Annotated in this window: 13 protein-coding genes; 11 read left to right on the top strand and 2 right to left on the bottom strand. The window is 42.5% G+C overall.

Going from position 1 to position 13,180, the window contains the following annotated elements; all coding sequences use genetic code 11:
• Positions 1–14 precede the first annotated feature (14 nt).
• The 3 genes from QL982_RS08370 to dnaK all read left to right on the top strand — a co-directional run bounded on the left by QL982_RS08370 (position 15) and on the right by dnaK (position 4,233).
• Positions 15–1,091 (top strand): metallophosphoesterase, encoded by a 1,077-nt coding sequence (locus QL982_RS08370; RefSeq protein WP_290163174.1) that lies wholly within the window; start codon positions 15–17, stop codon positions 1,089–1,091.
• Between the two features lie 418 nt (positions 1,092–1,509).
• Positions 1,510–2,109 carry a nucleotide exchange factor GrpE gene (grpE, locus tag QL982_RS08375; RefSeq protein WP_290163172.1) on the top strand — a complete coding sequence of 200 codons (600 nt, stop codon included), beginning with the start codon at positions 1,510–1,512 and terminating at the stop codon, positions 2,107–2,109.
• Between the two features lie 183 nt (positions 2,110–2,292).
• On the top strand, positions 2,293–4,233 hold the full coding sequence (dnaK, locus tag QL982_RS08380) for a molecular chaperone DnaK (protein WP_290163170.1): 1,941 nt from the start codon (positions 2,293–2,295) through the stop codon (positions 4,231–4,233).
• A 319-nt stretch (positions 4,234–4,552) separates the two neighbouring features.
• Here dnaK and QL982_RS08385 read toward each other — a convergent pair whose 3' ends face one another.
• Complete coding sequence (locus QL982_RS08385; RefSeq protein WP_290163168.1) at positions 4,553–5,362, bottom strand: methyltransferase domain-containing protein; 810 nt, start codon at positions 5,360–5,362, stop codon at positions 4,553–4,555.
• A 176-nt stretch (positions 5,363–5,538) separates the two neighbouring features.
• Positions 5,539–6,771 carry an 8-amino-7-oxononanoate synthase gene (locus QL982_RS08390; protein ID WP_290163166.1) on the bottom strand — a complete coding sequence of 411 codons (1,233 nt, stop codon included), beginning with the start codon at positions 6,769–6,771 and terminating at the stop codon, positions 5,539–5,541.
• Positions 6,772–7,075: 304 nt separating this feature from the next.
• Here QL982_RS08390 and QL982_RS08395 point away from each other — a divergent pair, with 304 nt between their 5' ends.
• The 8 genes from QL982_RS08395 to QL982_RS08430 all read left to right on the top strand — a co-directional run bounded on the left by QL982_RS08395 (position 7,076) and on the right by QL982_RS08430 (position 13,002).
• A complete protein-coding gene (locus tag QL982_RS08395) occupies positions 7,076–7,615 on the top strand; it encodes a porin family protein (RefSeq protein WP_290163164.1) in 540 nt (179 codons plus the stop codon).
• A gap of 803 nt (positions 7,616–8,418) precedes the next feature.
• Positions 8,419–8,649, top strand: a complete 231-nt coding sequence (locus QL982_RS08400; protein WP_290163162.1) for a hypothetical protein — start codon at positions 8,419–8,421, stop codon at positions 8,647–8,649.
• Between the two features lie 292 nt (positions 8,650–8,941).
• Positions 8,942–9,232 carry a hypothetical protein gene (locus tag QL982_RS08405; protein ID WP_290163160.1) on the top strand — a complete coding sequence of 97 codons (291 nt, stop codon included), beginning with the start codon at positions 8,942–8,944 and terminating at the stop codon, positions 9,230–9,232.
• Between the two features lie 97 nt (positions 9,233–9,329).
• Positions 9,330–10,334, top strand: a complete 1,005-nt coding sequence (locus QL982_RS08410) for a DUF692 domain-containing protein (RefSeq protein ID WP_290163158.1) — start codon at positions 9,330–9,332, stop codon at positions 10,332–10,334.
• The gene (locus QL982_RS08415; RefSeq protein ID WP_290163156.1) at positions 10,321–11,241 is read left to right on the top strand and encodes a putative DNA-binding domain-containing protein; all 921 of its coding nucleotides are present in this window, start codon (positions 10,321–10,323) and stop codon (positions 11,239–11,241) included. Before QL982_RS08410 ends, QL982_RS08415 begins: the two co-directional genes overlap by 14 nt.
• Before the next feature lie 46 nt (positions 11,242–11,287).
• Complete coding sequence (locus QL982_RS08420) at positions 11,288–11,953, top strand: DoxX family protein (protein WP_290163154.1); 666 nt, start codon at positions 11,288–11,290, stop codon at positions 11,951–11,953.
• Between the two features lie 98 nt (positions 11,954–12,051).
• A complete protein-coding gene (locus tag QL982_RS08425) occupies positions 12,052–12,708 on the top strand; it encodes a sigma-70 family RNA polymerase sigma factor (RefSeq protein ID WP_290190262.1) in 657 nt (218 codons plus the stop codon).
• A gap of 96 nt (positions 12,709–12,804) precedes the next feature.
• The gene (locus tag QL982_RS08430; protein WP_290190263.1) at positions 12,805–13,002 is read left to right on the top strand and encodes a zf-HC2 domain-containing protein; all 198 of its coding nucleotides are present in this window, start codon (positions 12,805–12,807) and stop codon (positions 13,000–13,002) included.
• Positions 13,003–13,180: the final 178 nt, after the last annotated feature.

Genomic DNA, 13,180 nt, shown 5'->3' on the forward strand with positions numbered 1-13,180 from the left:
GAGTAGATTTTACTATGTGGCTTTTTATTGGTTTCACGCAACTGCTCTCTATCATGACTTGTCTGTTGCTTTGGTGGTTTATCAAACCAAAACGCCAGAGTGTGAAGGTGCGTTTGGTACTCAGTGTTTTTATCGTTAATAATGGCTTTTTACTTTACGGTCTAAGCGATTTTTGGGGTGAGCGTTTTAACGTTTATCTGGTCAGCGGTATCTTACAAGGCTTTATGTTCTATGCTGGTGTGGTAGTTGCTGTCATAGCGCTTATTTTTTATAAGGTTTTGAGGTGGCAGCCGCGCCCTAAATTGTTACGCGTGTTTGCCTTGACTACTTATGCATTTATTGTCAGCTTAGCTGTATTTAATGCGTATTCGCCTGTGGTACACCGTTTAACGGTTACGACAGATAAGCCGCTGAATAAGCCTATGAGCATAGCATTAGTGTCTGATACTCATTGGGGGAGATGGTTCGGTAATCATCAGATAGATAAGTTGGTAGCTTTAGTGGATGCACAACACCCTGATGTCGTCGTCATAGCAGGAGATATCATGCATGACACGACGATTGCTTATGACAATACCAATATGCATGAGCATTTATCAAAGCTGAAGGCGCCACTTGGGGTCTATGCTACTTTAGGCAATCATGACTATCGAGGTTACGATGAAGAGATCGCTGAGGCCGTTGAAGCAGCGGGAATTAAAGCGCTTGATAATGAGAGTGTGCTGCTCAATGATTCAGTATGGTTGGTTGGGCGTTCAGATGATGTCGACCAGACTAGGTTGTCAGCGGATGAGTTATTGACTCAAGTTGATACTGATAAGCCTGTGGTGTTTTTAGAGCATCGTCCTTCTATGATGGAAGAGATAAAAGCGTTGCCCGTGAATTTGCATCTGTCAGGCCATACTCATGGTGGGCAAATTTTTCCATTGACGATGCTGATGAATTGGTTCTCACCGCTAAACTATGGCACTAAGCAATTAGCGAATACGCAGTTTTTGGTGACGTCAGGTTATGGTATCGGTGCAGTGCCTTTTAGATTAGGCACACGTTCGGAGGTTTGGATGATCAATCTGACAGGTAATACCCCTTAATAATACTGAGTAACATCTACATAGTCAGTGTTCATATCGATGCAAGATTAGGGTCTGTTGAACATTCAAATGTGGTGCTAGCAGCCCTAATATTTGAATGTTCAACAGACCCTAATCATTATCGCGCCCTAACAAATCGCATTTTTGAACGAATAGTTGTGTCTGATAAAAGCGCATGAAACCCCTTCACGAGCACTTTGGCTGATATTTAGATAGAATTTGTGGTAAATGAGAAAAATTCCTTCATCTTAGGCTTGAAATTTGTCCTCATCACCTTTATCAAGCAGCTATTGACGCGTATTAAAAAAACAATGAGTTAGAACCATCAAGTATTTAATAATGGCATAGCGTAACCAACAATTAGCTGGTTTACTGTGTCGTCTCTTAATCTTCATTATTGAAATTTCAAGGAGCTATCATGAGCGAGCAAAACCCGAACCAAGAAACTCTTGACCAAAATGTGGCACATGAGAATATTGATCACAATGACAGTATCTTAGAAGAAACCATGAAAGAGTTTGATCCACAGAATAACTCAGGTGAAGAAACAACCATCGAAAACGACATCAATCTTGATACTTTTATCGCACGTATTTCTGAGCTAGAAGGCGAAGTAAAACAAGCCAAAGAAGGCACTGCCCGCGCTAATGCTGAAGCTTACAATGCACAGAAACGCATGGAGCAAGAAGCCGATAAGAGCAAAAAATTCGCGCTACAGAAATTTGCCAAAGAGCTGTTGGACATCGTCGATAACTTAGAACGTGCCATGGAAAGTGCAGATGCCAATGACCCAGTCGCTGAAGGGGTTCAATTAACGCACAAAGCATTGGTGGCGGTATTGACCAAAAACGGCGTAGAAGTCGTCGATCCACAAGGTGAAAAGTTCAACGCTGATTTCCATGAAGCGGTTGGTATCGACCCAGACGCTGCCGCTGATACCGTTGGCACTGTCTTACAAAAAGGTTATAGCCTAAACGGTCGCTTGCTACGTCCAGCCATGGTTCGTGTTGGTCAGTAGTATTTTTAAGTTTTAAACCTTACTTATATGAAGGTTTTTCACAAAAAATCACATGAAAGACAGTTTTTGCGTGATTGTCGCCTTGAAAAATGCGACCAGTAAACCGATATATAGCAACAAGTGACCGACTACGGTCTGGATAAATAAGTATTTATAGTTAAAATAAATTAGGAGCAATTGATTATGGGTAAAGTAATTGGTATTGATTTAGGTACTACTAACTCGTGTGTGGCAGTGATGGAAGGTGACAAAGTTAAAGTCATCGAAAATGCTGAAGGTACTCGTACCACACCATCAATCGTCGCTTACAAAGATGATGAAACACTTGTTGGTCAGTCAGCCAAGCGTCAAGCAGTCACCAACCCAAGCAATACCTTGTTTGCGATCAAGCGTTTGATCGGTCGTCGTTTTGATGACAAAGTCGTGCAAAAAGACATCGGCATGGTACCTTACAAAATCGCTAAAGCCGACAACGGCGATGCATGGGTAGAAATCAACGGTAAGAAATTAGCGCCACCACAGGTTTCTGCTGAAATTTTGAAAAAAATGAAAAAAACAGCAGAAGACTATCTTGGTGAAAGCGTAACTGAAGCCGTTGTTACTGTACCTGCTTACTTCAATGACTCACAGCGTCAAGCCACGAAAGATGCGGGTAAAATCGCTGGTCTTGATGTAAAACGTATCATCAATGAGCCAACGGCTGCTGCACTTGCTTATGGTATGGATAAGAAGCAAGGCGATAGTACCGTTGCTGTATATGACTTGGGTGGTGGTACTTTCGATATCTCAATCATCGAAATCGCAGATGTAGACGGCGAGCAGCAGTTTGAAGTACTAGCGACCAACGGTGATACTTTCCTTGGTGGTGAAGATTTTGATTCAGCATTGATCGAATTCTTAGTAGCTGAATTCAAAAAAGACCAAGACGTTAACCTAAAAGGTGACTCTCTTGCGATGCAGCGTCTAAAAGAAGCGGCAGAGAAGGCAAAAATTGAGCTATCAAGTGCCCAAAGCACTGAAGTAAACTTGCCATATATCACTGCTGATAGCAGTGGTCCTAAGCATTTGGTTGTTACTATCAGCCGCTCAAAACTAGAAAGCTTAACGGAAGAGCTGGTACAGCGCACCATGGGTCCTTGTAAAATTGCCCTTGAAGATGCTGGCCTAAAAATTGGCGATATCGACGACGTTATCCTAGTTGGTGGTCAGACTCGTATGCCACTAGTACAGCAAAAAGTACAAGATTTCTTCGGTCAAGAGCCACGTAAAGATGTGAACCCTGATGAAGCGGTAGCAGCTGGTGCAGCCATTCAAGGTGCGGTATTGTCTGGTGAAAAAACTGACGTATTGCTACTTGATGTGACGCCATTGACCCTAGGTATCGAAACGATGGGCGGTGTCATGACGCCAGTTATCGAGAAAAATACCATGATTCCTACCAAGAAATCACAGGTATTCTCAACGGCTGAAGACAACCAGCCAGCAGTAACGATTCAGGTATATCAAGGTGAGCGTAAAATTGCTAACCAAAACAAACAGCTTGGTCGTTTTGATTTGACGGACATTCCACCAGCACCACGTGGCCTACCGCAAATCGAAGTATCTTTTGACATCAACGCTGATGGCATCATGAACATCTCTGCAACTGATAAAGGTACTGGTAAAGCACAAAGTATCCAGATCAAAGCGGATTCTGGTTTGTCGGACGAAGAAGTCGAACAAATGGTTCGTGATGCAGAAGCCAATGCTGCTGAAGATGAGAAATTTGCTAACCTAGCGCAAGTTCGTAACGAAGCAGATGGTCGTATTCATGCCGTACAAAAAGCCCTAAAAGAAGCAGCTGATAAAGTAACTGATGATGAAAAATCAACAGTAGAGACTGCTATCACTGAGCTTGAAGCGGCAGCGAAAGAAGACGATCATGACGAAATCAAAGCCAAGCTTGAAGCGTTAGACAATGCTTTCCTACCAGTTAGCCAGAAGATTTATGCTGATGCAGGCGCTGGTGCAGAAGGCATGGATCCAAGCCAGTTCCAACAAGGTGCTGACGATGCTGGTAGCAACAAAGCTGATGACGACGTCGTTGATGCTGAGTTCACTGAAGTAGACGAAGACAAAAAATAATACCAAATCCAAAAACGCGATTAGCTGCGTCAAACTCGCTTAGTCTACTCAATGTAGTACTTACGCTTGTTTCCTTGCTACTCAAGTTTTTGAAAATGGTATAGTCGATACAAATCGATAACTAGTTAAATTAAAAAACGCATCCTTCGGGGTGCGTTTTTTTGTGGCTAATATTTCTACGAGTTGTCATTACTTCTACTATAGTCAAAGAACTCTAAAATGGGTACAAGGCAGCCGACTGCAGATTGTACAAGTAGTACATCTAAGGAGGGTAACGCCGTAGCGGTTTAGTATTTCACCGACTATATAAGTTGCGTGATTAAGGTTTAAAGGAGCTCACTGTCAGCACCTCATACGTTAAATTCACATAAGGTTGTCCTTCCTCATCTTGTGCTGAGAAATGCTGCCAATAGTCTGATTCAAATTGCCGTAAACGTGACCTTGTCCACATAAAGGTCTGGGTATTATCTGATTGTACTTGTGTCTGATTGGTTGATACGCCAGTCAGCTTCATATGTTTTAGAATAGCGTAGGGGGTAGGGAACGGTAAATCAAAGCGCTGAGTTGAGAGTTCAATATTCTCAAAACCTGCATCAATCAGTGCGCATTGCCATTCGTCGATATCTGGATAGTGAAGCCCTTGACCAGTGAGAGTCTTGATTTGCAAAAAGTTATTTGGGGTAAAGGTACTAAAGACCAGTTGGCCTCCAGCTTGTAGACGGCGTGTAGACTGCGTGACAAAACTCAATGGATTATCAAACCATTGCACGGCATTGGCACTAACTATCAAGCTATGATTTGCCTCCAAATCTATGGTCTCAGCATCACCAATGACGATGTCAGCAGTTGGCAATATGGATTGCAATGTAGCAGCTTGCTCACTACATAATTCATTAATGACCCAGTGCTCGCTCTGTATATGCTCAGCGAGCAGTCGTGTCATTTGACCTGTACCTGCGCCAACTTCTAATATACTGCTTTGTTTGGTTTGAGCAATATTGGCGATTAAGTGCTGACAGACCTGCTGCTGAATATTGGCATGTTGGTCATAGTCACTAGCACTCGCAAAATGACGAGCGATGATTTGCTTTCTAGCACTGAGGACATCAGGTGTGTCGAGTTTTTTCATAGAGTGTATTACATCCAATTGAGCCAGTTATCAATCGATATAGTCATTCCACTATAAAAATATTACTGCGTTAACCTCGCTTGAAGTATTAAATATACATCTACGTTCGGTTGCCTTGTACTACTTTTAAATTGAATCGACTATAGTGGGACCATTGTCCCTGCTAGAGAGTAGAATTATAACTGTTGTATTAGCCGTTCGCAGTCTTCGTGGGTTAATTTGGCATTCATGACTAAGCGAATACGAGCAGTGTTTTCAGGAACAGTGGGTGGTCTAATAGGCAGCGCGTAAAATCCTGCTGCCTGTAACTGGTTCGCTTTAGCAAGCGCACGTGCATTATCGCCCAATATATAAGGAATGATAGGAGAGTCATAACTGATATGTTGAGCAGTAGGTGATACACGGTGTTGTGGGTCGATGGCTTGGCTCAGTGTGATAGACAATTGCGCTAAATGCATACGTTGATCAGTTAACTGCGGCATTTTGGTTAAGATAAAGCGTGTCCAAGCATGATTGATCGGGGGTAAGGCAGTGCTAAAAATCAGTGGACGCATCGTATTAATCAGCCATTGCTTGACCACTTCATCACACATTATATAAGCGCCAACTGACGCAAAGGCTTTCCCAAACATCCCCACCAAATAATCGATATCGGGCAAAGTATTTGTTTCTTCTGCCAGTCCTAACCCGGTATTACCCAATATTCCGACAGCATGTGCCTCATCGACATACAGCTCGATACGGGCATCTTTGGCTTTTAACTGCACCAGCCGAGGTAAATCAGCGCGGTCGCCATCCATACTAAAAATACTTTCGGTGACAACAATGATGCGCTCAACCGTTTCATCTGCTTGCTCAATGAATCTGGCCAAATGCTCGTAATCGTTGTGACGGTAACGACGATAGGTGACCAGTTTGCTTTGGCTCAAACGCATCCCATCGATAATACTGGCATGTACCAGCTTGTCAGCCAAAATAAGTGTCTTGACTGGCAAAGATGTTAATGCTGGCAAGATACCCAGATTGGCATGATAGCCGCTGTTCAATACCAGCACCGATTTTGAGGTAGATATATTTTGCTTGTCGGTGGCATTCTTATACCAGTCTTGCAGTTCATCTTCTAGAGCTTGTAATTGTATATCATTGCCGGTGAGTAGCCGTGAGGAAGTGGCACTCATTTTAGGTATTTGTGCAGTGGGTAGCTGTTCTATTTGATTGAGAAACTCAGTTTGTAGCTCGATATCACCGCCCAAGCCAAGATAGTCGTTACTCGCAATATTGAGTAACGCTTTACCTTCGCTAATGACATGTCGCCCATTATGTTGTAGATTTGGTAATTGACGATATTGCTGCTTTACTTTGAGGTCTTCGAGCGCTGCTTGCAAATGGTCAGCGATAGGATTTGTCATTTTCTCTCTTCAGTTTTTGTCATTTAGGTCGTGTTAAGCTGAGTTTCTTGGTAAAAAATCTGTGAAATGAGTAGGGATTATTGCATAAACTGAGTGGTTGTAACAAAAGATTTCATATCTTAGCTTTTGTTACTCATGCACTGATAAACACTTGCAAATCTTAACCCTCATACTATTAAACACTGACAGAGTGTCTGAAATAGTTTGTTACTATGTACTCATCGTTAGCAGACAAGGCGATAGGGCCAAAAGGTCCATATAAATAAATAACTTGTTTGTCCCAATTTATTTCTAGGAGCTAATAATGAAAACTCTACAAAAAACAATACTTGCACTAGTAACTGGTTCTTTACTTACTGTAGGTGCACAAGCCGCTGGATCTTATGGCAATGGTTACACAGGCCAGCCATACGTTGGTGCTAAAATTGGTCAATTCGACAATGATGTAAACGGCGACGATCCAACTGCTTATGGTGTGTATGCTGGTTACAACTTCGATCCTAATTTTGGTGCAGAGGTTGAGTATGTTGGTTCAGACGATGCAGATCTAGATGGTCGTTCTGGAGATTATGATACCAAAACATACGGTGCATACGGAACTTACCGTTATACATTCCCGAATACCGCTCTATATGCCAAAGGTAAACTCGGTATTGCTAAAACAGAGCTAGAAGCTGATTTTGATAATGGTGGTAGTGATTCAGTCAGTGACACTGGTATAGCTGGTGGCGTAGGTCTTGGTTATGCGGTAAACCCTAATTTTAATGTTGAAACAGAATATGCCATGATGGATAGCGATGCAGATACTAAGCTGCTTACTGTAGGCGCTAACTTGAAATTCTAGATTTTGACTAGCAGTGTAATGAATAAAAAACGCATCCTTTTGGGTGCGTTTTTTTTGCCTAGTATTTATGACAATAGAGTGTCTGTGACCATAAATTATAGTCGAAACTGAATAAAGTGAAGAGACGAAATTATGATGTTTGGCTGCTATAAACTTTTATGGCTTGCTGTGCCTACACAGGGAGAGGCTACAAAAAATTTACATCAGCCCCACTGTGTCTTTTTGATATTGATCTGATTATATGATTAGGACGTGTTGCACCTTCACAAATCGGTATTGTTGGTCGCTACAGTTTATCAAAGCGATACGAGAATTGGCTGAGTCTGACCACTCAAAAATGGTGGTATTACCTGCTGACATCTTATGGAACGTAAAAGGCATGGTGGGTGATAAGTTAAAAGTATGGTCAATCAACGATATAACGATATAACGGTATCGCCTTCAAACGCCTAAATATTCAAACTATCCCTATCCGCTGTATTCAGTGGCTGGGGTTTTTATAAAATCAACTATTAAATCAATAGCTTAGTAATTAATTTTGTAAATATCTCATTTATTTGTAAGAAAACAACCCTTTGCACCGTCTAACTTATAACAGGTTAATAACTTGTTAGCGATCGACTGATCGGACGCTATGATTTACAGGCAAATATAGTCAATGTCATATAAATCGGATACGGTGTCAGGCTTGCTTAGTCTACTATTTAGCGTACTACCATTCGCCTTTTGTGTATCCAAATTATTTTGAACCAACTATATCTTTTAATTATGTTGTTTTTCTAATTTTATAAATGGAGTTTATTATGAACAAGACATCAGTGATAACAGGTTTGGCTTTAGGTTCTTTGCTTGCTATGGGCAGCGCTCATGCTGTTACTGACAGCAATCCTTTCAATGCGAAGGTTATGCAAAATGCTCACGATAGTGCCACTAAGGATAAAGAAGGCAAGTGCGGTGAAGGTAAGTGCGGCGATGCTAAAAAAATAGACAAGAAAGCGGATGGCAAGTGTGGTGAAGGTAAATGTGGCGGTTAATAGCGCAGGTGACATCACCACTATTCTTGCTCATGCATGCAGCTTTACGCGAAAACCTTTAAAAACAGTGGCATAAAGTTGCATTTAGTCGCATCCCAATCATTCAATATATAGTCAAATTCATTATAAAGGCATTACAGCGTAAACGTCACTTGAAGTATTTCAGATACCTCTGTTCGGTTGCCTCGTACCACTTTTGAATTGAATTAACTGTATATAAGGCGTGTCCTCAATCTGATTTATCACCATTTTCAAAATGAGGACAGCCCCTAATAAACATAGGAAAACCGTTATGAATAAAACATCGATTGTCACCTCATTGGCACTAGGATCTTTGCTGACCTTGAGCGGCTGTGCCACCAACAACCCATTTGCCAGTGACGCTATGCAAGATGGTTATCAAAATACGGCCAAAGCCAAAGAAGGCTCTTGCTCTCATAGCAATATGGAAAAAAAGGCGGATGGCTCTTGTTCTGCTCATAATGGTATGGACAAAAAAGCCGACGGCTCTTGCTCAGCGGTTGATATGAATAAAAAAGCTGACGGTAAGTGTAGCGATGGTAAATGCGGCGGTAGTAAGTAACTGCTTGACTGTTTAATTGTTTAGCCGATTTGAGAGTTTGCCATCTACGGTTGGCTCTCCCATATATATTGACTCTGATAGTAGCCCAAGGATGACCATGACCACACTAACGCCAGCCCGTTCAGCCGCCAGCCCCACTACGTTTGGTCACAAACGAGCCAGTGGCGCAGGCCTTGGGCTACGTCGAGAGTTGTTGCCAGCCATGCAAAAGGCTGATTTGTCTGCTATCGACTTTTTTGAGCTGTCTCCTGAGAACTGGTTGAATTCTGAGGGTCAGGTGGGCGGCTCCTACGCCAAGCGGTTACGTGCGTATACTGAACGCTATCCCTTTGTCTGTCATGGGCTGTCTTTATCGATAGGCAGCACCGCCGACATAGACACCAAATTGCTAAAAAATATCAAAGCCTTTATGAGTACGCATGGCATCGACTTATACACTGAGCATTTATCTTGGTGTAGTGATGAGTCTGGCCATTTGTATGATTTGTTACCCATTCCTTGTACGAGCGAGGCGGTACATTGGGTCGCGGATCGCATCAAACGCGCCCAAGACATTATGGGTCGGCAAATAGGTTTTGAAAATGCGTCCTATTATTTTACGCCGCCGCATGCTGAGATGAGTGATGCTGAATTTATCACAGCTGTGGCCGACGAGGCAGATTGTTTGCTGCATTTAGACGTCAATAATATCTATGTTAATAGCCAAAACTTTGGCTTTGATCCCCATGCATACCTGCGCCAACTGCCTCTTGAGCGCACATGTTATATGCATGTTGCGGGGCATCATATTGATGAAGATGGGCTGATTATTGATACTCATGGCATGAGCGTGGTGGACCCTGTTTGGGCATTACTTGCTGATGCTTATGCGTTGATTGAACACCGAACAGGCCGTGCTGCTAGCACCATACCGACCTGTCTTGAGCGTGACTTTAACTTTCCCACGCTATCAGAGCTAACGGCTGAAGTGGATGGTATTCGAAGGATTCAAAGCGGTGCGTATGGCATCTATGGTGACGACGTCAAACCGCTTGCAGAGGTTAATCAGTTGACTGTGTTGGACTTGGATACGCATCAAGGGGGTCGTGATGTCAAAAGCTAAACCTTCTAATCTAATCGGCAGTCATCAAGATTGCACTAGGCAAGAAAGCCTTGATAGTGCCTCAATAGGTGCGTTGATTGATGCCCCAAATCTGGCTGCGTTCCAGCAGCAGTTTGGTCAATATTTGCGTGCACAAAGTCAGGGTGATTTACATAAAGTGATGAGTCTTAAACCCTCTCAGCCGACAGTGAGCAGTACGCCAAAGCCGTCAGAAGTGATTTCTACTCGGGTGGCGACACTGTATCAATCTTTGGTATTTAATAATATTTGCAGTTTTTTAAATCAATGTTTCCCTGTCTGCCAGACCCTTGTCAGCACTGAGCATTGGCTCACCATTTGTGAGCAGTTTTTTTTGCATCATGGCTGCCACAGCCCTTACTTTACCGAAATCAATCAGAGCTTTGTCGGTTTTTTGGCAGAGCCAAACCAGTCACAAGCGTTGCAGGTGCCGCTTTATTTTGCTGAGCTTGCGCATTATGAATGGGTTGAGCTGCTGGTAGAGACACACGTGGATATGGCGTTGGATGCTGACGATGCTATGACTACTCAATTGCGATTGAATTCGACGCTACAAAACTTGCATTACCAATGGCCAGTCCATGCCATCGGGGTCGAGAGTAGGCCTGATACCCATGAGGACAGTTTTTTTCTGGTCTACCGTAATCATGAGGATCGCGTAGAGTTTATGAAAACCAATGCGCTTACTTACGCGTTGATAGATTTTATAAAAACGCAGGATTCGATAGCAGCCACCATGCCTGCGATGACAGATTTGCTGACACGTTTTGCAGCCATGTTAGGGCAGGACAATACTGATAATAATACCGATGTTTTAGTGTCGTTTGGACTGCCGTTACTCGTGCAGCTGTCAGAAAAACAAGTGTTGTTTCCGTCGCTAAAAGTATAAAAACCCCTTTTTTATTACCAAAATTGATTATTAATAAGGTTCTTTTATGAAACCATTGTCCTTTTTGTTCAGCCCTTTTCAGGCTCTCATTGCGCGTCTTGAATCGATGGATTTTTTAGCGCCTTTACTGATACGACTCTACCTTGCGCCTATATTTATCAGTGCAGGTTGGAACAAAGTGACGGGGTTTGAAGATATTGTCCAGTGGTTTGGTAATAGTGAATGGGGTCTGGGTTTGCCTTTTCCGTTTCTAATGACGGTGTTGGTGATAGTGGCGGAGCTGGTTGGCGGTTTTGCGCTATTATTGGGCATTGGTACACGTGGGTTTTCTCTGATGTTGATCATCACCATGTTGGTGGCTATGGTCAGTGTACATGGATCACAGGGATGGTTTGCCATTACGCCGACCAACCCTGATACCAGTATTGCAACCGTGATGAATGGTTTTGGGTTTTGGGGCAGCGAGGCAAGTTTGGCAAATTCGCAAGAAGCAGGCGTACGTCTAGAGCGCGCTCGTGAGATTTTGCAAACACATGGAAATTACGAATGGCTCACAGAGACGGGAAATTTTGTTATATTGAACAACGGCATTGAGTTTGCAGCCACGTATACGTTGATGCTACTGGTGACGTTGTTTTATGGTGGTGGCCGTTATGTGAGTGTGGATTATTGGCTGAATCCTTCAAAAACTCAGCGTCACTATCCTAATTAATACTAATTAATGACACGCCCTAAATCTTTTTACTCAATCATCAATACTTTTGAAACAGCAGTTTTGGGCATTGAAGTATCATAAAAGAGCAAAAGTTTATGACTGATTCAAATCAGCGACCTGTATCAAAATTTGGGACAGTCACACCTGAGTTTGTGACTTCAGTACGTCAGCAAATGCTGGCTTTTGCTTGTTGCCAACTCGCGGATAATCACTTGGCAGAAGATGTGGTACAGGATGCGCTCATGGCGGCGTTACAGTACGGAGATCAGTTCAAAGGTGAAGCGGCATTTAAAACATGGGTATTTGCCATATTAAAAAATAAAATCGTCGATTGTATTCGAAAAAACAGCAAATACACCAACATGTCGAGCATGCAAAATCATGAAGAGGGTAACGAAGAAACCTTGATTGATGCGTTGTTTAATGATGCAGGGTCTTGGCACAAAAGCTGTCGGCCCAGTCAGTTCGATAACAGTTGGAGCAATCCTGATGTACAGGTACAGTCAGCAGGCTTTTGGAAAGTTTTGGAAGCGTGTTTGACCAACTTGCCAAGTGAGCAAGCTCGTGCCTTCTTGATGCGCGAATATATTGAGCTGGACACTCATGAAATATGTCGGACACTGGAAATCAGCACCAGCAACTATTATGTGCTCATGCATCGAGCGAGACTTGGATTGCAGACTTGTTTGACGATACGTTGGTTTGACTCAGAGCCTGATGCGTCTCATCAGAACCAATCAAGCATCATGTAGATCAACCGTATTATCTGTTAGCGTTCATACGGACATTTATCTTCTATCAATTCATCTATTTATCAATTACAGGCATCTATAGAGGTTATTACTGTTATGAAAAACTGCTTAAAAATAACTCAGATCGCAAGTGATGCGCAAGAACGAAAGCTAAGCATGGGCGAAAAAATGCAAATGCATACACATTTGATGATGTGCCCAGGCTGTCGAGCGTTTGTAAAAAACACCGATACTTTAAGCCAAATGATGAAGGCCTATAAAGCCTCAGATGACAAAAATGCAGACAAAAAATAGTCACGCTGCCAAGATATATTTAGGTCAATATAAAAAATAGACAGCGTGGCTGATATGAATTTTTTGACGCCTCTGTCTGCGTAGGTACAGTAAGTAAGAAAAATTGGTGGTGTTCTAAAAAGTATGCTGTCATCAGACATAACCATAGTTAATATAAAAGAATACCAGATCGAATACT

It is taken from the genome of Psychrobacter sp. 5A.1, assembly GCF_030407455.1.
GTDB lineage: Bacteria > Pseudomonadota > Gammaproteobacteria > Pseudomonadales > Moraxellaceae > Psychrobacter.